Source organism: Streptomyces sp. NPDC050161, assembly GCF_044460025.1.
Classification (GTDB): Bacteria; Actinomycetota; Actinomycetes; order Streptomycetales; family Streptomycetaceae; genus Streptomyces.
On sequence record NZ_JBITJM010000002.1, the window covers coordinates 23,348 to 46,359 of the forward strand.

Consider the following 23,012-nt stretch of genomic DNA (forward strand, 5'->3'; position numbering starts at 1 on the left):
CGGGACACCACCGTGACCGGGCGGTCGCTGGTCTTTGCGGCCAAGAGCGTGTGTCGACTGCGTCAAGAACAGTCGAAGACGGCACGGCCTTCTCTCATCGCGGCATAGCGTCGACACCGACCGGACACCTCGCGTCGCAGCGGCGTTGTGCAGCATCCACGGAGTTCTTCCACAACGTCACGCAACGGCGCGCGACAGGAGCCAGAGGACATGCAGACCAAGCTGGACGAAGCCAAGACCGAGCTGCTCGCCAGGGCCGCCCGGGTCGTTGAAAGCAGCCCGGCCGGGACCAAGAACCCGGTACGAGGTCTCGACAAGGAGACCCTCACGGGATACCTCCAGCGCTACTACCTGCACACGGCCCCCGAGGACCTCGCGGACCGTGACCCCGTCGACGTGTTCGGCGCCGCGATCTCGCACTACCGCCTCGCGGAGAACCGTCCGCAGGGCACCGCCAACGTCCGGGTGCACACCCCGACCGTCGAGGAGAACGGCTGGACCTGCAGCCACTCCGTCGTCGAGGTGGTCACCGACGACATGCCCTTCCTCGTCGACTCGGTCACCAACGAGCTGTCCCGGCAGGGGCGCGGCATCCATGTCGTGATCCACCCGCAGGTCATCGTCCGCCGTGACGTCGCGGGCAAGCTCATCGAGGTCTTCGACTCCAGCTGTGACGCCCACGGCAGCACCGGCAAGGGCAAGACCGCCGAACTGCCGCACGACGCGGTCACCGAATCGTGGATCCACGTCGAGATGGACCGCGAGACCGACCGCGACGACCTCAAGCAGATCACCGCCGACCTGCTGCGGGTGCTCTCGGACGTCCGCGAGGCCGTCGAGGACTGGGAGAAGATGCGCGGCGCCGCGCTGCGGATCGCCGAGGAGCTGCCCGCCGAGCCCACCGCCGACGACCTGCGCGACCAGGAGATCGAGGAGGCCCGCGAGCTGCTGCGCTGGCTCTCCGCCGACCACTTCACCTTCCTCGGCTACCGCGAGTACGAGCTGATCTCGGGCCCCGGCGAGAGTGGCGACGAGGACATGCTGTCCGCTGTGCCCGGCACCGGCCTCGGCATCCTGCGCGCCGACCCCGCGCACGCCGACGAGGACGGGCACCCGGTGTCGCCGTCCTTCAACCGGCTGCCTGCCGACGCCCGTGCGAAGGCCCGCGAGCACAAGCTGCTGATCCTCACCAAGGCCAACAGCCGCGCCACCGTCCACCGCCCGTCGTACCTCGACTACGTCGGCGTCAAGAAGTTCGACGCGGACGGCAACGTCATCGGCGAGCGCCGCTTCCTGGGCCTGTTCTCGTCCGCCGCGTACACCGAGTCGGTGCGCCGGGTGCCGGTCATCCGCCGCAAGGTCGCCGAGGTCCTGGAGGGCGCCGGCTTCACGCCGGACAGCCACGACGGGCGCGACCTGCTGCAGATCCTCGAAACGTACCCGCGTGACGAGCTGTTCCAGACCCCGGCCGACGAGCTGCGCTCCATCGCCACCAGCGTGCTCTACCTCCAGGAGCGCCGCCGGCTGCGCCTGTACCTCCGCCAGGACGAGTACGGCCGCTACTACTCCGCGCTGGTCTACCTCCCGCGTGACCGCTACACCACCGGCGTGCGGCTGCGCCTGATCGACATCCTCAAGGAAGAACTGGGCGGCACCAGCGTCGACTTCACCGCCTGGAACACCGAGTCGGTCCTCTCCCGGCTGCACTTCGTCGTCCGTGTCGAGTCCGGCGCCTCCCTGCCGGACCTCACCGACGCCGACGTGGACCGCATCGAGGCCCGCCTGGTGGAGGCCGCCCGCTCCTGGGCCGACGGCTTCGCCGAGGCGCTGACCGCCGAGGTCGGCGAGGAGCGCGCCGCCGAGCTGCTGCGCCGCTACGCCCACGCCTTCCCCGAGGGCTACAAGGCCGACAACTCCCCGCGCAGCGCCGTCGCCGACCTCCAGCACCTGGAGAAGCTCACGGGCGAGGAGGGCGCGGACTTCTCGGTCAGCCTCTACCAGCCGGTCGGCGCGGCCCCCAACGAACGCCGCTTCAAGATCTACCGCAGGGGCGAGCCGGTCTCCCTCTCCAAGGTGCTGCCCGGCCTGAACCGCCTGGGTGTCGAGGTCGTCGACGAGCGTCCCTACGAGCTGCCCTGCGCCGACGGCACCGTCGCCTGGGTCTACGACTTCGGCCTGCGGCTGCCCGACAAGGTCAACGGCGACGACGCCCGCGAGCGCTTCCAGGACGCGTTCACCGCGGTGTGGAACGGCGCGGCGGAGAGCGACGACTTCAACCAGCTGGTGCTGCGGGCCGGGCTCAACTGGCGCCAGGCGATGGTGCTGCGGGCCTACGCGAAGTACCTGCGGCAGGCCGGCGCGACCTTCAGCCAGACGTACATGGAGGACACGCTCGCCAACAACGTCCACACCACCCGGCTGCTGGTCTCCCTCTTCGAGGCGCGGATGTCGCCGGAGCGGCAGCGGGCCGGCACGGAGCTGATCGACGGGCTGCTCGAAGAGCTGGACGGCGCGCTCGACCAGGTCGCATCCCTGGACGAGGACCGCATCCTGCGGTCGTTCCTCACCGTCATCAAGGCGACCCTGCGCACCAACCACTACCAGCGCGACAGCGAGGGCAGGCCGCACTCCTACCTGTCCATGAAGCTGGACCCGCAGGCCATCCCCGACCTGCCCGCGCCCCGCCCGGCGTACGAGATCTGGGTGTACTCGCCCAAGGTCGAGGGTGTCCACCTGCGGTTCGGCAAGGTCGCGCGCGGTGGTCTGCGCTGGTCGGACCGCCGGGAGGACTTCCGTACGGAGATCCTCGGCCTGGTCAAGGCGCAGATGGTCAAGAACACCGTCATCGTGCCGGTCGGCTCCAAGGGCGGCTTCGTCGGCAAGCAGCTGCCGGACCCGGCGCTCGGCCGTGACGCCTGGCTCGCCGAGGGCATCGCCAGCTACCGCACCTTCATCTCCGGCCTGCTCGACATCACCGACAACCTCGTCGGCGGCGAGGTCGTGCACCCGCAGAACGTCGTGCGGCACGACGGCGACGACACCTACCTCGTCGTCGCCGCCGACAAGGGCACGGCGAAGTTCTCCGACATCGCCAACGAGGTCGCCGAGTCGTACGGCTACTGGCTGGGCGACGCCTTCGCGTCCGGCGGCAGCGCCGGCTACGACCACAAGGGCATGGGCATCACCGCCCGCGGCGCCTGGGAGTCGGTCAAGCGGCACTTCCGCGAGCTGGGCCACGACACCCAGACCGAGGACTTCACCGCGGTCGGCGTCGGCGACATGTCGGGCGACGTGTTCGGCAACGGCATGCTGCTGAGCGAGCACATCCGCCTGGTCGCCGCCTTCGACCACCGGCACATCTTCATCGACCCCAAGCCGGACGCCGCCGTCTCGTACGCCGAGCGCCGCCGGCTCTACGAGCTGCCCCGCTCGTCGTGGGCCGACTACAACACCGAGCTGCTGTCGCAGGGCGGCGGCATCCACTCGCGGTCGGCGAAGTCCATCCCGATCAACGCGCAGGTGCGGGCGGCACTCGGCCTCGAAGCCGGCGTCAAGAAGATGACCCCGGCCGACCTGATGAAGGCCATCCTCCAGTCGCCGGTCGACCTGCTGTGGAACGGCGGCATCGGCACGTACGTGAAGTCGTCGGCCGAGTCCAACGCCGACGTGGGCGACAAGTCCAACGACGCGATCCGGGTCAACGGCGAGGACCTGCGGGTCAAGGTCGTCGGCGAGGGCGGCAACCTCGGGCTGACCCAGCTGGGCCGCATCGAGTTCGCCACGGCCGGCGGGAAGATCAACACCGACGCGATCGACAACAGCGCCGGTGTGGACACCTCCGACCACGAGGTGAACATCAAGATCCTGCTCAACTCCGTGGTCGCCAACGGCGACATGACGGTCAAGCAGCGCAACTCCCTGCTGGCCAAGATGACCGACGAGGTCGGCGCGCTGGTGCTGCGCAACAACTACGCGCAGAACACCGCGCTGGCGCTGGCCCAGGCGCAGTCCTCCAGCATGCTCCACGCCCAGCAGCGCTTCCTGCGCCGCCTGGTGCGGGACGGCCACCTCGACCGGGCGCTGGAGTTCCTGCCCGCCGACCGGCAGATCCGCGAGCGGCTGAACGCGGGCCGCGGGCTGACCCAGCCCGAGACCGCCGTGCTGCTGGCCTACACCAAGATCACGGTGGCCGACGAGCTGATCAGGACCGGCCTGCCGGACGACCCCTACCTCCAGCACCTGCTGCTCGCCTACTTCCCCTCGGCGCTGCACAAGGAGTTCTCCGCGCAGATCGACGGGCACGCGCTGCGCCGCGAGATCGTCACGACGGTGATGGTCAACGACACCGTCAACACCGGCGGTACGAGCTTCCTGCACCGCATGCGGGAGGAGACCGGCGCTTCGCTGGAAGAGGTGGTGCGGGCGCACACCGCGGCCCGTGCGATCTTCGGGCTCAACCAGGTGTGGGACGACGTCGAGGCGCTGGACAACCGCGTGGCGGCCGACGTCCAGACCCGGATCCGGCTGCACAGCAGGCGGCTGGTCGAGCGCGGCACCCGCTGGCTGCTCAACAACCGCCCGCAGCCGCTGGAGCTTTCGGAGACCATCGAGTTCTTCAGCAAGCGGGTCGCCGAGGTCTGGTCCGAGCTGCCCAAGCTGCTCCAGGGCCGTGACCTGGAGTGGTACCGGGCGACCCTCGGCGAGCTGACCGAGGCGGGGGTGCCCGATGCGCTGGCCGTCCAGGTGTCCGGGTTCTCCTCGGTCTTCCCCGCGCTGGACATCGTGGCCATCGCCGACCGCACCGGCAAGGAGCCGCTGGACGTCGCCGAGGTCTACTACGACCTGGGCGAGCGGCTGCGGATCAACCAGCTCCTGGACCGCATCCTGGAGCTGCCGCGCAACGACCGCTGGCAGTCGATGGCCCGCGCCTCGATCCGTGAGGACCTGTTCGCCGTGCACGCCGCGCTGACCTCGGACGTGCTGTCGCAGGGCAACGGCTCATCGACTCCCGAGCAGCGGTTCAAGGCGTGGGAGGAGAACAACGCCGCCATCCTCGGCCGCGCCCGCGCGACGCTGGAGGAGATCCACGGTTCGGAGGGCTTCGACCTGGCGAACCTCTCGGTGGCCATGCGGACGATGCGCACCCTGATGCGGACGCACAGCTGACCGCACGCCGGTGTGCGCCGCGTACGGCACAAGGGGACGGCCCCGGAGCAACTGCTCCGGGGCCGTCCCCCGTTGGGCCCTTGGGGCCGGTGTCCGCTACTTGTGCGCCTCGTACGCCTTGACGACCTCGTCGGTCGGCCCGTCCATGACGAGTACGCCCTTCTCCAGCCACAGCACCCGGTCGCAGGTGTCCCGGATGGACTTGTTGTTGTGGCTGACGAGGAAGACCGTGCCGGCTTCCTGGCGCAGTTCGCGGATCCGGGCCTCGGAGCGCTTCTGGAAGGCGCGGTCGCCGGTGGCCAGCGCCTCGTCGATCATCAGCACGTCGTGGTTCTTGGCGGCGGCGATGGAGAACCGCAGCCGGGCCGCCATCCCGGACGAATAGGTGCGCATCGGCAGCGAGATGAAGTCGCCCTTCTCGTTGATGCCGGAGAAGTCGACGATGCCGTCGTAGCGCTCCCTGACCTCCTCGCGGCTCATGCCCATCGCGAGGCCGCCGAGCACCACGTTCTTCTCGCCGGTCAGGTCGTTCATCATCGCCGCGTTGACGCCGAGCAGGGACGGCTGGCCGTGGGTGTAGACCCGGCCGCTCGCGGGCGGCAGCAGGCCCGCGATGGCCCGCAACAGGGTGGACTTTCCCGAGCCGTTGGAGCCGATGAGGCCGATCGCCTCGCCCTTGTGGGCGACGAAGGTGACGCCCCGGACGGCGTGCACCTCGCGGGTGCCTGCCGTGGTGGTGCGGCGGACGATCCGGCGCAGCGCGGAGACCGCGTTGCCGCGACCGCTGCCCGCGCCGTGCACCTTGTAGACGATGTGGACATTGTCGGCGATCACGGTGGGGACGCGCTCACCGGCCGTGTCGGCTGCCGGGACGGGCAGCGGGCGGCTGCCGGGAGCGTCCGGCGGGCCGGCGGGTCCGTTGACGGTGACGGTGTCAGCCACGGCCGTATTCCTCCTCCGCCTTCCAGAAGAAGACGTATCCGACGACTCCGGACAGCACGGCCCAGCCCAGCGCCAGCGGCCAGACGTGCGGCGGCAGGCTCTTGGCGTGCACGGTGTCGATCAGGGCGTACCGCATCAGATCGATGTAGATCAGCGCGGGGTTGGCGTTCAGTGCGACGGCGATGGCCTGCGGGGCGCTCTGGGTGAAGACCGAGAGGTTGTAGAAGACGCCGGAGATGTACATCCAGGTGCGCAGGATGAACGGCATCAGCTGGGCGGTGTCGGTGGTGCGGGCGCCGATCCTGGCCATGATCATCGCCAGGCCCGTGTTGAAGACGGACTGGAGCAGCAGGACCGGGACCATCAAGAGCCAGTGCCAGGTCAGCGGGACGCCGCAGAGCAGCACGATCGCGGCCAGCACGCCCATCGAGAAGACCAGTTGCTGGAGCTGGATGAGGGTGTACGCGATGGGCAGGCAGGCCCGGGGGAAGTGCAGGGCGCGCACCAGGCCCAGGCTGCCGGAGACCGCGCGGGTGCCGGCCAGCACCGTGGACTGGGTGAAGGTGAAGATGAAGATGCCGGTGCACAGGAACGGGATGAAGTTGGCGATCCCGCGGTTGGTGTGCAGCAGCACGCCGAAGATCAAGTAGTAGACACCCGCGTTGAACAGCGGGGTCATCACCTGCCAGAGCTGGCCGAGCCTGGCGGTGGTGTAGAGCGCGGTGAGCCGGGCGGTGGCGAACGAGCCGATGAAGTGCCGGCGGGACCAGAGTCTGCGGGTGTACTCGGGCAGCGGCGGGCGGGCGCCGCTGATCTCCAGGCCGTGGCGTGCGGCCATCTCCCGCAGCCGCGGATCGGGCGCGGCGCCGGGGTCGGGGCGTCCGGCGTGCGGGCCTTCCGGTGCGGGAGCGGAGTCCGGGGGAGCGAGGGTCTGGGGCATGGGGGCCGCTTTCGTACGTGACGGCGTCGGGGCGGCGCGCGCGGTGCACGGCGCGCTCACCGGGACGGGTCATGGCGACGGGGCATGACGACGAGGCGGAACGACAGGTCGGCAGGGGGCGACGGGAAGGACGGCCACTACGTCGGGACGGGTCCGTATCGTCGCGACGTTGACAGTAGGGCGAACGGACGTCGAAACGCAACCGTAGCGTCGTGACGCTATGCTCAAGGCATGGCAAAAGACGGCAGCGAAGACGATCCCGCGGCGGCGCGCCGGGCTCCGGCCGGCGCCGCCGTACTACGGGAGGACAAGACCGCGGCGATCCGCGCGGCGGTCTTCGGGGAACTGGCCACGGTGGGCTTCGCCCGGATGTCGATCGAGGGCATCGCGCGGCGGGCGGGGGTCGGCAAGACCGCGGTCTACCGCAGGTGGCGCTCCAAGCTCCACCTCGTCCTGGACGTGGTCTCCGCGCTGGCCGCCGACGGGCTGCCGACCCCGGACACCGGCACGCTCCGCGGCGACGTACGGACACTGCTGGAGGTCGCGGCGCGTGCGCTGCGGCACCCGATGGCCTCGCAGATCATCCCCGACCTGCTGGCCGAGGCGGCGCGCAGCCCGGAGCTGGCCGGTGCGCTCAAGGCCGCGCTGCACGACAGCCAGGAAGGCGTCGCCGCGGCGATGGTGGCGCGCGCCGTCGAGCGCGGCGAACTGCCGGCCGGGGTGGACGCGCGGCTGGCCCTGGACCTGCTGACCGGGCCGCTGTACTGGCGCCTGGTGGTGGTCAGGGACGACCTGCCGGACGACTACCTGGACGAACTGGCGGACGCGGTAGCCGGCGCACTCGGCGCGGAGTGAGAAAACGGGTGTGAGAAGGCGGGAGTGAGAAGGCCGGAGTGCGAAAAACGGGCGGCCCGGAATTCCGGGCCGCCCGTCGGCGTGTGTGCCGCCCGGCCGGGAAGGGCCGGGCTCCGGGTGCCGCGGGACCGTTGACGGCCGCGCGGCACCCCGTGGGCAGGGGCGTCAGCCGGCCAGCCCGATGTCCGAAGGCGACACGTCGGCCGCCGCCTCGTGAGCGATCGGCAGCTCGTCTTCCGGTGCGCCGGGGCGCAGCCCGGCTTCGGCGGCGCGCGGCGAGGGAACGACGGTGCGCTCGGCGGGCGGCAGCGGCGCGGGACGCGCCTCCTGGCCCAGGAAGACCTGGCGCACCACACGCTCCGCCGCGTGCCCGTCGTCCCACTGGCAGAACCGGGCGCGGAAGGCGGCGCGCAGCTCGGCGGCGTCCGCGTCGTCCCAACGGCCGCTGCGGAACGCGTCGATCAGCTGGTCCTCGTTCGTGGCGACGACGCCGGGGGTGTCGCCCGGGTCGCCGGAGAGCAGGTCGAAGGTGACGCCGCGGGAGCGGACGTAGGTGTCCCAGTCGTCCGCGTAGTTGATGATCGGCCGGTCGAGGTTGGCGTAGTCGAACATGATCGACGAGTAGTCGGTGATCAGCGCGTCGGCGGCCAGGCACAGCTCCTCGACGACCGGGTGCGAGGAGACGTCGATCAGGGCGCCGCGCTCCTGGAGCTCCGCGAGGCGGGAGTCCGCGCCGTAGAAGTAGTGGGTACGGACCAGCAGGACGAAGTCGGGGCCCAGCTCGCGGGTGACCCGCTCCAGGTCCATCCGCGGCACGTAACCGGTCTGGTAGTCGCGGACGGTCGGCGCGTAGAGCACCGCGATGCGGCCGGGGGCGATGCCGAGCCGCTCGCGGATCTCCCGCACGTCCTCGGCGGTGGCGCGGTAGAAGACGTCGTTGCGCGGGTAGCCGGCGTCGAGCGACTGGAAGGAGCAGGGGTAGACCCGCTCCCACTGCTCGGTGGCGTGCAGGTTGGAGGAGAGGCTGAAGTCCCAGCGGTCGGCGCGCTCCAGGAGCTTGCGCATGCTCATGCCCTTGGCGGCGGCCGGGTACTTCTGCTGGTCGATGCCCATCCGCTTGAGCGGGGTGCCGTGGTGGGTCTGGAGGTGGATCTGACCGGGCCGCTTGATGATCTCGCCCGCGAAGTTGACGTTGTTGATCAGGTACTTGGCGCGGGCCATCACCTCCCAGTACCGGGGGGAGTTCGCCACGACGTGGTCGACACCGGCCGGGAGGGTGTCCTCCTGGCCCTTCCTGATCACCCAGACGCCGTGCACCTGCGGCGCCAGCTCCTTCGCCTTCTCGTAGATGGCGAGCGGGTTGCAGGCGGGGGTGCGGTTCCAGTACGCGGAGTAGACCGCGAGGTTCTCGTCGATGGGGCGGTGCAGCTGGACCTGGTAGAAGCGTTGGAACGCCTGCTTGCCGAGAGTGCGCTTGGTCTTGCGCAGCCGGTCGCGGCCGGACACCCGGGCACCGTTGACGAACTTGAGCGCCTGGAACGCGCGGTACGAGCCGCGGCCGAGCGCCTGGTACTTGGCGCCGGTGATGCCCTCGGGCTGCACGAACCCGGCCGGCAGGTGGCGCCGGTACATCACGGCGGCCCGGTGGAAGAACTCCGGCCGGTCACCCGGGGTCACCCGGGTGTCGCGGGCGAAGGTGAAGAGGAAGTGGCTGACCATCCGCTCGAACATCAGCGGCCGGATCCGGTTCAGGTCCGGGCGGGTGTCGAGGAAGTCGAAGAGCCGCTGGTACTGCTCGAAGATCGTGAAGTGCTTGCGGCCCGGGGTCTTCATCGAGTTGCCCTGGCGGCGCTGGCGGTACTCGACGCAGACCTGGTCCAGGCAGGCTGCGGTCTCGGCGGTCAGCATGGTCGTGTAGACCATCAGCGCGTCTTCGTAGAGACCGTCGGTGTACTGGAAGCCGTTGCCGGTGAAGAAGTCCCGGCGGAAGGCGCGGTTCCACACCACCGCGAACATGTTGAGGAACTCCAGCCGGTCGGCCGGCCGGAAGACCTCGGTCCCGGCTTCCTGGAGCATCTCGACGCTGGCGCTCGGCTGGACCTTGTTCCACCAGTACGTGCGGACGTGGTCGAAGAGCAGGATCTCCGGGTCGGATGTGACCGCGAGACGGTCGGCCATCGCCTGGAGGGAGCCCGGCGCGTAGGTGTCGTCGCTGTCGAGGAAGAGCAGGTAGTCGCCGCGCGCCTGCGCGACACCGGTGTTACGGGCCTGGCCGATGCCGCCGTTCTCGGCGCGGTGCACGGGGATGACGCGCTTGTCGCGGGCCGCGTACTCATCGAGGATCGCGCCGCTGCTGTCGGGAGAGCAGTCGTCGACGGCGATGAGCTCGAAATCCGTGAACTCCTGCTCCAGCACCGAGTCCATGCATTCGCGCAGGAATCCCTGCACCTTGTACACGGGCACGATGATGCTGAAGCGGGGTACGGCTTCGGTGCCTATCTCGGACATGCGGTGCTACTCCTCGTGACGAGCCGAGTACAGAAAGCTGAAATCGCTCGGAAGCAAATTCTATGCCAGTTGTATGACTGTCGTTCACCGCCAACGGTTGCAGCCTGTAACCCGAAAGTTGTGTGGCCCTCATTACACATCGCGCTAAGTCGCGACAATACGGGCGAGGGCGCGGGGCGGGCGAATGTGGATCTTGTGGGTGTGTGGTGCCGGCCGTCATTCCCTCGTTATCCGTCGTCCGCCGTCCGGTGCCGGTGGACCCGTGCGGCCCGCCGTCCGGCGCGGACGCACTCGTACGCCCCCGGATCGGTGTGCGGGACCGCCCGCCAGGCGTCCGCCGCGCCCGGCCGGTACGCCCGCCGTGGCCCGCCCGGACGCCCGTAATCGTCCGTGCGCGATGAGCCGTCCCGGGGCGCGTGTGCCAACTCACGGGAATTTCGTGCAACCCCCCTGCTGTGCAGGGCCTCTTGGGTGTCAGAGGCGTCGGATCCTTGGGCGCTTCTTTGTGATCAACGAGCGTGCACCTCACGGCAAATGCGCCAAGCGCCCGATTCGGCCGTCGTGGCATATGTGTCCGGTCGTAGGGATATACGTCTCGAACGGCCGGTTCGGACACGCCACGGACGGGTGGTCAGGCGCACGAAAAACCGCAGGAAATCCCGCTGTTGCCCGTCCGGCGCGACAGGGCGAGGGCAGGGGTGCACGGTAGTTTTGATGGCCCAATACGGCACAAGGAACAGAGGATAGGGGTGCCCGTGCCTGACGTCTCCGTAGTCGTGATCGTCTACAACGACGCCAACCGGCTGCCGACCGCCGTCCGGTCCGTGATGGATCAGACGCTGCACGGTGTCGACGTGGTGATCGTCGACGACTGCAGCACGGACAGATCGTTCGCCGTGGCCCAGGAACTCGCCGCCGCCCACCCCGGCAGGGTCCGTGCCCTGCAACTTCCCGAGAACAGCGGGGGCTGCGGTGCCCCGCGCAACCACGGCATCGCCCACGCGCGGGGCGAGTTCGTCATGTTCCTCGACAGTGACGACGTCCTGGAACCCAACGCCTGCCGCAACATGCTGGACGCGGCCGAACGCACCGGCGCCGACCTGGTGTCCGGCATGTGCGTGCGGGTCCACGTCGACACCCGCACCAAGAAGACCGTCGAGTGGTACCCGTGGCTCTACGCCCGCACCCGCACGATCGAATCGGTCTCCGAACTCCCTGACCTGCTGGTCTTCGACACCCTGTCGACGAACAAGCTCTACCGCCGGGAATTCCTCCGCGAAGCCGGACTGGAATTCCCCGTCGGCATTCACTACGAGGACCTGCTCTTCTCCGCCCAGGCGTATGTGGCGGCCCGGCGCATCACCCTCATTCCCAATCACGTCTACTTCTGGAATGTGTTCGAGAAGGCGGCGACAAAATCCATCAGCAACCGGCGGCACGAAATCGCCAACTTTGCGCATCGGATGGAAATTCACCGCAGAGTGGACGAACTGCTCGCCCAACAGGGCCTGGACGAGCTGAAGTTCCACAAAGACGTCAAATTCCTCAAGCACGACCTCGTCCTGCACCTGCGTGACCTGCCGCTCCTGGACGAGACCTACCGGCGGAAGTTCGCCGAGATGGCCAACGGCTACCTCGCCGGCATCGCCCCCGAGGCGTACGAGCGCGTGCAGCCGATACAGGCCATCTGCGCCTACCTCCTCGGCAAGGAGGACTGGCAGGCCCTGATGCCCGCGGTCGACACCCTCATCAACCGCGACAAGCTCTCCACCCCGCTCGCCGAGCACGAGGGCCGCGTCTACTGGACCGACCGGCACCTCGACGACCCGGAGGGCCGCCGGGTACTCGACGTCACCGACGCCGGCTACCACACCCGCTCCCTGGGCCGGCTCTTCCTGCGCAACCAGCTGACCTCCTACGCCGACGACGGGCGCGGCACCGTCGAGCTGGCCGGCTCGGTCGTCAACCCGCTCGGCGCGATCACCCCCGCCACCCGGCTGCGCGGACGCATCGAGCTGAAGGCCCGCCGCCGCAGTCTGCAGACCTTCAGCTTCCCGCTCAACTCGCTGCGGCTGCGCGGCGACCGCGTCGACTGGGACGCCACGCTCGACCTCGCCCGCCGCCTGCGCCCGCTCGGCGTGATCGACGCGGTCTGGGACGCCAGGCTGATCCTGGAGGCCGACGGGGAGACCACCCGCACCCGGCTGACCGTCGGCGGCGTCGACCTCGACGACGCCCGCGCGCTGCGCATCAGGCCCCGGCTGACCCGGCTGGTCTCCGACCGCATCGAGCCCGCCACGTCCAAGCGCGGCCACCTCACCTTCGTGCTGCACGCGCAGAGCAAGGCGTCACGCGGCACCCAGAAACTGCTCGGACAGGCGCTGCACAGCCCGGCCGCCGCGCTCGCCAAGACCGGTGTGCGCACGGCCCGCAAGGCCAAGCGGGAGCTGAACTCAGGACAGACCAAACTCCGCGTCTACCACGAGGTGTTCAGCAAACTCCCCGTCCGCAAGGGCCTCGTGGTCTTCGAGAGCCACCTCGGCAAGCAGTACAGCGACAGCCCCCGCGCCCTCTACGAGGAGATGCGCCGCCAGGGCATCGACTTCGAGGCGGTCTGGAGCTACGCGGGAAAGAAGCCGACCGGCTTCCCCGAGGACGCCACCCTCGTCAAGCGCTGGGGCTGGCCCTACCTCAGGGCCCTGGCCCAGGCCGAGTTCTGGATCGACAACCAGGGCTACCCCCTCAAGCTCACCAAGCGCCCCGAGACCACCTACATCCAGACCTGGCACGGCTCCGCGCTCAAGCGGATGGGCTTCGACGAGCCCAGGCTGCGGCTCCAGGCCCGCGCCGCGAAGGACGCCTACCAGCAGGTCCTGGACCGCTTCGACCACTTCCTGGTCCGCTCCGAACACGACGTACGCACCCTCGCGGGCGCCTTCAGGCTGCGCCCCGAAGTCCTGCTGCGCAGCGGCTACCCGCGCAACGACTCCCTGGTCGCCGCCCGCAGGGAGGAGGAGCGCTCCGGCACCCGCACCCGCGGCCCGCTCGCCGCCGAACTGGGCATCCCCGACGACAAGACGGTGCTGCTCTACGCGCCGACCTTCCGCGCGGGCCCCAACGGCGCGGTACGCGGCTTCGAGCTGCCCTTCGACGTCGACGAGTTCACCCGGCGGTTCGGCGACCGCTTCGTGCTGCTGATCCGCTCGCACTACCTCAACCACGTCGTCCTGCCGCCGTCCGTACGCGGCACCGTCATCGACGTCACCGGGCACCACGACATCGCCCCGCTGATGACCCTCGCCGACGGCCTGATCACCGACTACTCATCGGTGATGTTCGACTACGCACTCCTCGACCGGCCGATGCTGTTCTTCGCCTACGACTACGAGGAGTACGCGAACGAGGCGCGCGGCACCTACTTCGACCTCAAGAGCACCGCGCCCGGACCGTTCGTCGAGACCCAGGACGCGCTGTTCGACGCCATCGACCGGCTCAAGGCGGCCGACGCCGAACACCGCGAGGCCCGCGCGCAGTTCACCGCCACCTACGGCGAGTACGACCAGGGGGACGCGGCCCGTCGCGTCGTCGGCAGATTCTTCGGTGCGGGACACCGCGAAGGAGGCGCCAAGTGACCGGGCGCGACATCTACTTCGTCTCCAACAACGTCAACGAGATGGGCGGGGTGACCACCTGGTCGCACCAGATGGCCCGGCTGTTCGCCGAGCGCGGCCACCGCCCGCGCGTCATCGGCATCGTCCCGGCGCCTGAGGAGCTCCGCACCGACCTCGGTGACCTCCCGTACCCCACCGACACCCTCTACACCGTGCACCCGCCGCACGTCGGCCCGGTGCGCGGCGTCAAGGGCCGGCTCAACCTCGCCGAGCGGCGCAGGCGGGCCGCCAGGGAAGCCGGGATGCGCGAGGCGGCCGAGCGGCTCAGCGGCATCCTCCGCACCGCGCGCCCCGGCGGCATCGTCATCTGCACCCAGGTGTGGGCCATGGAATGGGTGAAGCTCGCCGACACCGCGGGCATGCCCGTGATCGGCATGACCCACGAGTCGTTCGGCGCCTGCCGCGGCTCCTCGCGCTTCGGGCGGGTCAAGCGGCACTACAAGGGCGTCGACCGGCTGCTCGCGCTGACCCGCGAGGACGCCGACATGTGGATCAGGGCCGGCATGGACAACGCCGACTACATGCCGAACCCGCTGCCCGTCATGCCCGACACCCCTTCCGAGCGCACGGAGAAGGTCGTCGCCAGCATCGGCAGGCTCTCCGACGAGAAGGGCGTCGACCTGCTCCTGGACACCTGGGCGCTGCTGACGCCCCGGCACCCCGACTGGCTGCTGCGGATCTACGGCTCGGGCGAGGACGAGGAGATCCTGCTCAAGCAGCGCGACGCGCTCGGCCTGGAGCGGTCGGTGGAGTTCATGGGCCGCACCGACGACGTGCCGGGCGCGCTGCGCGGCGCCTCCCTCTTCGCCCAGGCGTCCCGCGCCGAAGGCTTCCCGCTGTCACTGATGGAGGCGATGGCGGCGGCGGTGCCCTGCGCCGCGTTCGACTGCGCGCCCGGCGTCCACGAGATCGTGCAGGACGGCGAGGACGGGCTGCTGGCCGCGCCCGGCAACATCAACCAACTCGCCGCGCACATCGAGGCGTTGATGACCGACAAGGAACTGCGCGACCGGCTCGGCACCACCGCGCGCGAGAACGTCCAGCGCTACTGCACCGACCGGATCACCCACCGCTGGGAAGAGCTGTTCGCCTTCCTGGAGCGCTGATCCGCCGGACGCCGAGCCGCCCGGAGAGACGACAGCCGCCGTGCCCCTCACCAGGAGGGGCACGGCGGCTGTCCGCCGTACGGGGTCAGCGGGCCTCGGGGTGGTGGTGCTGCCAGCCCGCCCACGCCGAGGTGATCATGTCGCGGACGTCGTGGTGCGCCTTCCAGCCCAGCTCGGCCGCGATCCGGTCGTCGGCGGCGACCACCCGGGCCGGGTCGCCGGGGCGGCGCGGCGTGACCTCGGCGGCGACGCCCGAGTGACCGGTGACCTCGACGATCAGATCGATCATCTCGCGGACCGAAACCCCCTCGCCGCGGCCGATGTTGAGGGTCAGATCGCGGACAGGACCCGGCTCGGCGAGCTTGCGGGCAGCCGCCACATGGGCGTCGGCGAGGTCGGCGACGTGGATGTAGTCGCGGATGCAGGTGCCGTCAGGCGTGTCGTAGTCGTCGCCGAAGATCCGCGGCGCGGCGCCGGCGGTGAGCTTCTCGAACACCATCGGGACGATGTTGAAGACGCCGGTGTCCGCCAGCTCGGGGGCGGCGGCGCCCGCGACGTTGAAGTAGCGCAGGCAGGCGGTGCTGATGCCGTGCGCCCGCCCGGCCGCGCGGGCCATCCACTCGCCGACCAGCTTGGTCTCGCCGTACGGGTTGATCGGCACGCAGGGCGTGTCCTCGGTGACCAGGTCGACGTCCGGCATGCCGTAGACCGCGGCCGACGAGGAGAACACGAACCGGCCGACGCCGCCCGCGGCCATCGCCTCCAGCAGCGTCTGGAGACCGTGGACGTTCTCGCGGTAGTAGTGCAGCGGCATCTCGACGGACTCGCCGACCTGCTTCTTGGCGGCCAGGTGCACGACGTCGGTGACGCCGTGCTCGGCGATGGTGCGGTCCAGGAGCGCGCGGTCCAGGGTGGAGCCGACGACCAGCGGCACGTCTTCGGGGAGCCGGGCGGCAACCCCCGTCGTCAGGTCGTCCAGCACGATGACGGGCTCGCCCGCCTGCCGCAGGGCCCGTACGACGTGGGCGCCGATGTAGCCGGCACCACCCGTGATCAAGTAAGACATGGCGCCATCCTAGGGTCGGGTGCTTGGGGAGGACGGGAGGGCGGGCGGTGCCCGGCCCTCCGGTGGTCAGCGGCGCAGCCGCGCCGCGGCGATCCGCCGGACGCTGCGCAGCCCGGCGGCGATCCGCAGCGACAGCGCCCCGCCGGTGGTCGCGTACGGCTGCACCAGCAGCACGGCGAAGCGGCGGCTCGGCAGTATCCGGCGGCGCAGCCCCGGGCCCACCGCGCGCGGCGAGGCGCGGAAGCCGGAGCCGTCGGCGCAGCGCACCTGTGCCATCAGGTCCCAGGGGTCGGGCCCGGCCGCCTGCCGGTCGCCGCGCTCGACCAGCGCGCCGAGGTCGAGCACCACCTCGGCGGTCCAGGACGCGTCGGGGCCGGGCGCCGGGGTCAGCGCGGCCGTGTGCACCGGGCCGCGCCGGTCGTCGGCCCGCCGCCGCAGCTCGACGTCGATGCTCAGCGGCCCGGCATCGGCGAGCCGCCCGTACAGCTCGTGCACCCGCAGCCGCAGCACGCTGCGGCGGCCGATGACCGGCTCCGCGTCGATGGTGACCGGCAGCCGGTGCGTCGGCTTGGAGTCGATCCCGTCCAGCTCGACCTGCGGCAGCTGCGCCGACCACACCGGGCGCCCCTCGTCGTTCCTGGCGTACGGCGGCAGCAGCCGTCCCGGCCTGTCCGCCAGCTGCGTCAGCCGGTCGAGGCCGTCGGGCGGCCCGTCCGCCGCCGACACGACCCGGGCGAGCCAGCGGGCCGGGGCGCGGGCGGCCTGGAGGTCGGCCTCGTCGAAGCCGGCCAGGTAGCCGGCGGTCAGCCGCCACCACGCGGTGCGGTAGTCGGCGCCGCGGGTGTGCAGTTCACGGACGTACATCCGCAGGTCGTGGTCGAGGAACTTGGTCCTGGCGGCCTGCGCGAGATCCTTGTGCCCGGCGTCCTGGAAGATCTGCACGCTGGTGCGGTGCGCGTCGATCCTGGCCTGCCAGTTGGCGACGTCCTTGCGGGCCAGCGAGATCGACTGCTTGGCTGCGGCGCGCCGGACGTGCCAGATGTAGACGCTGTCGGGGATGGTCACCAGCCGCGGGGCGGCGGCCAGCACCCGCGCGGTGAAGACGAAGTCCTCGTAGGTGAAGCGGCCTTCGGGGAAGACGATGCCGTGCTCGGCGAGGAACGCCCGGTCGTAGAGCTTGTTCACGCACAGGGTGTCCCGCACCAGCTGCGGGCTGCCGGCGGGGGCCGCGTGCACGGTGGTCCCGCGGTAGATGCCCGGCTGCCACGGGACGTCGCGGCGGTCCGGCAGCTCCCTGCGGACGCAGGCGCCGGACGCCACCGGCGCGTCCGCGTCGAGCGCCGCCCGCAGCAGCGCGGGTGCCGCACCGGCCGGCAGCACGTCGTCGCTGTCCAGGAACATCACGAACCGGCCCGCCGCGGCGCGCAGCCCGTCATTGCGCGGGGTGCCGCAGCCGCCGCTGTTCTCGGTGCGGTGCAGGACGCGCAGCCGTGGCTCGTCGCGGGCGAGGGTGTCGAGGGCGGCGCCGGTGCCGTCGGTGGAGGCGTCGTCCACGGCGATCACTTCGACGGTCACGCCGTCGGCGGCCTGCGCCAGTGCGGAGCGCACCGCGTCGGTGACGTGCGTGACGTCGTTGAAGGCGATGACGACGATGCTGATCTGCGCGGCCGGCGTGATGGTGGGCCCAGGCGGTGGCTCGTGGGCTTCTTTCACAGTCACTACATCTACATTTCGTGTCGACGGCATCTCATGGCGCGAGCGGGCTCCGGACTTCCCATTCCCTGGATCAGAGGGGGAATTCCGCCGTGCGGTTGCACCCGCCACCACGGTTTTCCGCCTCATTGCCGTCCGATGACGGTCCGGAAAACCAGGGTTGGGCGGGTATTGGCACGGTGAGGACGCCTGCACAAGCTGTAACGATCCGAACGCCGCCGGATTCCGATGTCCGCCAAACCTCCATACGGCGACCTACGTCCTGTCACCTCAGCAGCAGGTCGGCGGCGCGTCCGGCCGCACCTCCGTCGTCGCGGTGACAGAACGCCCGGCGGAAGGCGGCGTACGCGTCGGCACAGGACCGCGCGACGGTGTCCAGGTCGCCCAGCGCGTCGATCAGTTCACCGGTCGAGGTGAGCAGCGGGCCCGGCGCCCTGGCCTCGAAGTCCAGGGTGAAGCCGCGCAGGCGGTCGCGGTAGTGCGGCAGGTCAGGGGTCAAGAAGAGCATCGGGCGGCCGGTGTCGGCGAAGTCGGCGGCCAGCGAGGAGTAGTCGGTGACCAACACGTCGGCGGCGAGCAGCAGTTCGGTGGCATCGGGGTACCCGGTGACGTCGACGGCGAACGGCGCGTGGTGGGCCGGCAGCCGGTCGGCGACCAGTGGATGGCTGCGGACCAGCAGCACATGGTCGTCGGCCAGCGCCCGCCGCGCCGCGTCCAGGTCGAGCGGCAGATGCATACGGTGGTGGGCCGCGTCGTAGGCGAGGTGGTCGCGCGGGGTCGGCGCGTACAGCACCACCTTCTTGCCCGACGGGATGCCGAGCCTGGCCCTGACCACCGCCGCACGGGACCTGCGGTCGGCGGCGAAGAACGCGTCGGTGCGCGGCAGTCCTGACTCCAGCGGCTCGCCGGGGAAACCGAGCGCGGAGCGCAGCACCGGCGTGCTGTGCGCGTTGGGCGACAGCAGCACGCTCCACTGGCGGGCCCGGCCCGGCCGCGGCGCCAGATGGGCGAGTTGCGCGCACAGCGTGCCCGCCAGGCCGGCGCCGATCCGCTTGAACGGGGTGCCGTGCCAGGTCTGTACGACGATCTGGCCCTGACGGCGGGTGAACCATCCCGGCAGGTGTGTGTTGGTCACCACCCAGCTGCTGTGCGCCAGCGCGCCGTGCCACTCGGCGCTGCCCACGATCACCGCGCGGGCCGTCGCCGGAACCGTGGTCTGCGCGTCGCGCACCGCCCACAGGTGGTCCGCGTCCATGCCCCTGCGCACCAGTTCCTCGTGCACCGCGCGGGGCGAGTCGCCGTACGCCCGGCCGCCGAAGCTGCTGTAGAGGACGGCGTCGCGCAGCGGGCGGGTGCGGTGCAGCGGGTAGTGCGACTCGCGCAGCACCCGGCGGCGGTAGGGCCCGCGGTCGTTGGCCGGCAGCGTCGTCCCGGCGGCCAGGAACGCCTCGTCGTGGTCGCGCCGGTCGAGGGTGAACGGCTTGCCGCGGACCGTACGGGAGGCGGGCAGCCCGTCGAAAACGGACGGGGCGAAGCGGACCGGGACGTCGGCCGCTGAGCCGGGGACGCCGCGTTCGCGCAGCCGCAGCGCCCAGTGGCCCGCGCGCAGCGGCAGCGGCCCCGTGGGGGAGGGGAGCGCGGCCAGCGGCAGGGCGCAGTGGAAGCGGCCTGAGTCGTGGGTGGTGGGGACGGCGGTCTCGACGGCGTGCGCGGTGTGCGTGAGGACGAGTTCGGTGGCGTGCGGCGCGGCGGCCGGCAGCGCACCGGCCACCAGCAGGGTGCCGTCCGCGCGCCAGACGACGCGGTCGAGGTACGGCTGCGGGGTGCGGTCGTGCAGGACGAGACGCCCGGTGGGCCCGGCCGCCACGACCAGCTCCCTGCCGTGCGCCAGCGGAAGCGCGAGCGGCGCCAGGGCGGGCTCGCAGGAGACCGGTCCGGTGCCGCCGCCGGGGAGCACCAGGCCGGCGTCCCAGGTCTCGTCGTGCGCCGGTGCGCTCCCGCGGGGCGCGCCGTCGCGGGCAGGCCTGGCGGCGGCGAGCGCGTCGAGCAGCACCCGCACGGTGTGGCCCGCGGGCTTGCGCGGCCTCCCCGCTGCCTTGGCCGGAGCGGCGTCCCCGCTCTCCCCGGCCTTCCGGTCCTCCACCGGGAAGGACACCACCGCCCCCGTCCCCTGATGCGTCAGCCGCAGGGCGACCGGGGCGGGGCCCGCCGCCCGGAACGTCAGATCCAGCGCCCCGGCACCGGCCGGCTCGCGTCCGGTCAGCCGGCGGGTGACGCGCTCCACCGTCAGGCCCAGCCGCCCGTCCGGGTAGCCGGGGGTGATCCGTACCCCGTCGAAGGTGTCGTGCGGGCACGGCGACGCGCCCGAACCGCTCTCGGACGGGCCGAGCGCGGCGGTGCGCAGCACACCGGCCGCGATGATCACCAGCCCCACCTGCCAGCTGCCCTCCTGCCACCGCCCGGCCCGCCGCAGCCGGTAGGGATCGAGCGTGACCTCGAAGCCCGACCAGTCGTAACAGTGCTGCTCCTGCCCGGAATCGAGGGTGGCCTGCGGCATCCGGAGCGTGCGCAGCGGCAGCAGGATCCGGCGTCTGCCCTGGGTCAGCACCGCCGTACCGAGGTAGCTGTGCCGGCCGGGCGCGGCGAGGTTGCGGATGTAGGCGTAGCCGCGCAGCCGCAGCGCGCCGTCCCGCCACACCGCCTCCTGGACGCGGGCCCGTACGGGGAAGTCGCCGCGGTCGAGCCGGGTGACGCCCGGCGGCAGGCCGAGCGGCGGGTCCACGGGCAGCACGGCCCGGCGGCGCAGCGGCGGCCCCGCGACGCGGAACGCGGCCGGATTGCGCCGCTCGTGTGCCAGGAGCCGCAGCAGATCGTCGAGGCGTCCGGCGCGGATCAGGTACCAGCGCATCCGCAGTTCCACCGGCAGCGTGCCGAACACCTGCGGCCCGACGCGGGCGAGGTAGCCGCGGGCCTGCTCCAGGAACTCGGTACGGACCTCGGGACCGGCCGCGGGCAGCGCCTCGACGAGGTCGCGCAGGCCGTCGGTGAGCCGCTCCCTGTCGTAGTCGTCGCGGCAGGGGACGCCCCGGGTGCGCGCCGGGTCGGCGAGGAAGGCGGCGACGCTCCCGACGGCGGCGAACCGCTCGCGCACCTCTTGCACACCGGGCTGCCGGGCGGTGTCCTGCGGGCGGCGCAGCCGGCAGACGGGCGCGGGCAGCACGTCCACCGCGTCGGCGAGGAAGTGCGCACGCAGCGTGAGGGGCGCCTCGTCGTACAACTCCCCCGGAGGGAAGGCGAGTTCGTGGCGCTCCCAGAAGCTGCGCCGGAAGACCTTGTTGGCGGCCGGGGTGTCGGACAGCAGGGTGCGGTCCTCGGTGATGTGGGTGCGCAGCGCGCTCGCGCGGCCGGCCGGCTCGTGCGGCGACCTGCGGCCGTCCGGCCCGAGCAGGCGGACGCCGCCGCTCGCCAGGTCCGCGTCCGACATGTCCAGCAGCGCGGTCAGCTCCTCGTACGCGCGCGGCAGCAGCACCTCGCCGGGGCCGAGGAAGGCCAGGTACGTGGTGTGCGGATACGGGTGCCGGGCGCCGGTGTTGCGGAGCGTGCCGGGGTCGGCGGGCTCCCCGGTGTGCCGGACGGTCCGGAAGCGGGGATCCCGCTCCGCGAAGCGGCGGGCGAGGGCGGCCGGTGCGCCATCGGAGGATCCGGCGACGACCATCACCACGTCCAGCGCCGTCAGCGTCTGGGCCGCGAGCGACTCCAGGCACTCCTCCGGATCCCGCTCGGATCCCTCGGTGCGATGCACCGGAACGACGACGGTGAGCCGTGGCTTCATGCGCGCGGACCAAGCCTTTCCGAACAGGTGAAACGGGCGAAACGGATGACATGCGAGAAAGCGGGAGACAGGGGGCATCCCCCGGGGCATTCAACTCGCACACCCGTGACGCGGTCACCGCAGCTGCGCTGAAAGGGTGAGGCCGCGGGGTTCCGCCGCGGCGCTCCGCGGCCCGTCCGCGACCGGCCGTTCCGTCACCGGGAACCGGCCGCCGCCCACGACCGCCCGGCGGACCCGTGCGCCGCCGTGCCGGGGAGTGGCCGGGGCCGGTCGGCGTGCCGTGCGCCGGGACCGGGCCCGATGCCGTAGACCGTTGCCGTGGACCCGTGGCCGCCGGTACCCCGCAGCCGGCGGCCTTCGGCAGACCCGATCTCCTGGATCCGAGCGGACGCCGCAGCGGCCGAGGATCCGATGTCGTAGACCGCCGCACGGAGCGGGCGCGCCCCGCGCCGTGCCCAGGGAAAGGTGACCACGATGTCCGGACGAACCGGCAGTCCCGCCGCTCCCGTCGTCCCCTCGGCCCCCGCCGCCCGCTCCGCCCCGGGCGCCGGGCCCGTAACGCCGCCCGCCCCCGCCCCCGAGGCCGTCCGCGCCGCCGCCGCGCCGCCCGCGCGGGCGCGCAGCGGACCGCGGCCCCTGCTGCCCTGGCTGCGACCGCCGCGGGCCCCGTACCGCAGGCAGCTGCGCCGGATCGGCTCCGGACGGGTGCTGGACATCGGCTGCGGATCGGGCGACACGCTGGCCGGCTGCGCGCCTGGCAGCGTCGGCGTGGACCACGACCCGCACTCCGTCGACATCTGCCGGGCCCGCGGCCTGACCGCCTACACCGCCGACGCGTTCCTCGCGAGCCCGCACGCCAGGCCAGGGGCCTTCGACGCGCTGCTGTCCGCGCAGGTGCTCCAGCACCTCGACGACGAGCAGGTCGAGGGCCTGCTGCGGGCCTACCTGCCGTATGTGCGGCCGGGCGGCGGCGTCGTGCTGATCACCCCGCAGGAGGCCGGGCACCGCAGCGCCGAGGCCCCCGGCCGTTTCACCGATTTCGCGCTGCTGCGGGTCTTCGCCGAGTCGGCGGGCCTGTCCGTCCGCCGCACCTACTCCTGCCCGTTGCCCCGCCCGGCCGGTCGGTTGCTGGACGCCAACGCGTTCGTCCTGGTCGGGCAGGTGCCGGCGTGAACGCGGCGCGGCGCGGGCCGGCCCTCCCGCGCCGCGCCGC

11 protein-coding genes are annotated in these 23,012 nt (G+C 71.6%); 5 read left to right on the top strand and 6 right to left on the bottom strand.

Annotated elements, in window-relative coordinates:
- The first annotated feature begins 210 nt into the window (after window positions 1-210).
- Window positions 211-5,166 carry an NAD-glutamate dehydrogenase gene (locus tag ACIBK8_RS03365; RefSeq protein ID WP_399039816.1) on the top strand — a complete coding sequence of 1,652 codons (4,956 nt, stop codon included), beginning with the start codon at window positions 211-213 and terminating at the stop codon, window positions 5,164-5,166.
- Window positions 5,167-5,262: 96 nt separating this feature from the next.
- Here ACIBK8_RS03365 and ACIBK8_RS03370 read toward each other — a convergent pair whose 3' ends face one another.
- Together ACIBK8_RS03370 and ACIBK8_RS03375 are read right to left on the bottom strand one after the other, a co-directional pair.
- Entirely contained in the window at window positions 5,263-6,045 is a 783-nt protein-coding gene (locus tag ACIBK8_RS03370; RefSeq protein ID WP_399040276.1) for an ABC transporter ATP-binding protein, read from the bottom strand.
- Between the two features lie 55 nt (window positions 6,046-6,100).
- A complete protein-coding gene (locus ACIBK8_RS03375) occupies window positions 6,101-7,048 on the bottom strand; it encodes an ABC transporter permease (protein WP_399039817.1) in 948 nt (315 codons plus the stop codon).
- A 231-nt stretch (window positions 7,049-7,279) separates the two neighbouring features.
- Between ACIBK8_RS03375 and ACIBK8_RS03380 the strand changes: the two genes are divergently transcribed.
- Entirely contained in the window at window positions 7,280-7,903 is a 624-nt protein-coding gene (locus tag ACIBK8_RS03380; RefSeq protein ID WP_393685847.1) for a TetR/AcrR family transcriptional regulator, read from the top strand.
- Window positions 7,904-8,068: 165 nt separating this feature from the next.
- Here the strand turns inward: ACIBK8_RS03380 and ACIBK8_RS03385 are convergent, their stop codons facing one another.
- Entirely contained in the window at window positions 8,069-10,411 is a 2,343-nt protein-coding gene (locus ACIBK8_RS03385) for a CDP-glycerol glycerophosphotransferase family protein (protein WP_399039818.1), read from the bottom strand.
- Window positions 10,412-11,166: 755 nt separating this feature from the next.
- Here ACIBK8_RS03385 and ACIBK8_RS03390 point away from each other — a divergent pair.
- Window positions 11,167-14,043 carry a CDP-glycerol glycerophosphotransferase family protein gene (locus tag ACIBK8_RS03390; protein ID WP_399039819.1) on the top strand — a complete coding sequence of 959 codons (2,877 nt, stop codon included), beginning with the start codon at window positions 11,167-11,169 and terminating at the stop codon, window positions 14,041-14,043.
- The gene (locus tag ACIBK8_RS03395; RefSeq protein ID WP_399039820.1) at window positions 14,040-15,188 is read left to right on the top strand and encodes a glycosyltransferase; all 1,149 of its coding nucleotides are present in this window, start codon (window positions 14,040-14,042) and stop codon (window positions 15,186-15,188) included. Before ACIBK8_RS03390 ends, ACIBK8_RS03395 begins: the two co-directional genes overlap by 4 nt.
- Window positions 15,189-15,273: 85 nt before the next feature.
- On the opposite strand, the gene galE is transcribed toward ACIBK8_RS03395, so the two are convergent.
- The 3 genes from galE to ACIBK8_RS03410 all read right to left on the bottom strand — a co-directional run bounded on the left by galE (window position 15,274) and on the right by ACIBK8_RS03410 (window position 21,799).
- Complete coding sequence (gene galE / locus ACIBK8_RS03400; RefSeq protein WP_399039822.1) at window positions 15,274-16,254, bottom strand: UDP-glucose 4-epimerase GalE; 981 nt, start codon at window positions 16,252-16,254, stop codon at window positions 15,274-15,276.
- Window positions 16,255-16,320: 66 nt separating this feature from the next.
- Entirely contained in the window at window positions 16,321-17,967 is a 1,647-nt protein-coding gene (locus ACIBK8_RS03405) for a glycosyltransferase family 2 protein (protein WP_399040278.1), read from the bottom strand.
- Window positions 17,968-18,232: 265 nt separating this feature from the next.
- Window positions 18,233-21,799 (bottom strand): CDP-glycerol glycerophosphotransferase family protein, encoded by a 3,567-nt coding sequence (locus ACIBK8_RS03410; RefSeq protein ID WP_399039823.1) that lies wholly within the window; start codon window positions 21,797-21,799, stop codon window positions 18,233-18,235.
- Window positions 21,800-22,273: 474 nt separating this feature from the next.
- Here ACIBK8_RS03410 and ACIBK8_RS03415 point away from each other — a divergent pair, with 474 nt between their 5' ends.
- Window positions 22,274-22,972, top strand: coding sequence for a class I SAM-dependent methyltransferase (locus ACIBK8_RS03415; protein WP_399039824.1), 699 nt, complete (start codon window positions 22,274-22,276; stop codon window positions 22,970-22,972).
- Window positions 22,973-23,012 lie beyond the last annotated feature (40 nt).

Excerpts from the sequence above, each read along its gene's own strand:
- ACIBK8_RS03365 (WP_399039816.1), top strand. The coding sequence starts at position 211 with ATGCAGACCAAGCTGGACGAAGCCAAGACCGAGCTGCTCGCCAGGGCC.
- ACIBK8_RS03375 (WP_399039817.1), bottom strand. The coding sequence starts at position 7,048 with ATGCCCCAGACCCTCGCTCCCCCGGACTCCGCTCCCGCACCGGAAGGC.
- ACIBK8_RS03380 (WP_393685847.1), top strand. The coding sequence starts at position 7,280 with ATGGCAAAAGACGGCAGCGAAGACGATCCCGCGGCGGCGCGCCGGGCT.
- ACIBK8_RS03385 (WP_399039818.1), bottom strand. The coding sequence starts at position 10,411 with ATGTCCGAGATAGGCACCGAAGCCGTACCCCGCTTCAGCATCATCGTG.
- galE (WP_399039822.1), bottom strand. The coding sequence starts at position 16,254 with ATGTCTTACTTGATCACGGGTGGTGCCGGCTACATCGGCGCCCACGTC.
- ACIBK8_RS03410 (WP_399039823.1), bottom strand. The coding sequence starts at position 21,799 with ATGAAGCCACGGCTCACCGTCGTCGTTCCGGTGCATCGCACCGAGGGA.
- ACIBK8_RS03415 (WP_399039824.1), top strand. The coding sequence starts at position 22,274 with ATGTCCGGACGAACCGGCAGTCCCGCCGCTCCCGTCGTCCCCTCGGCC.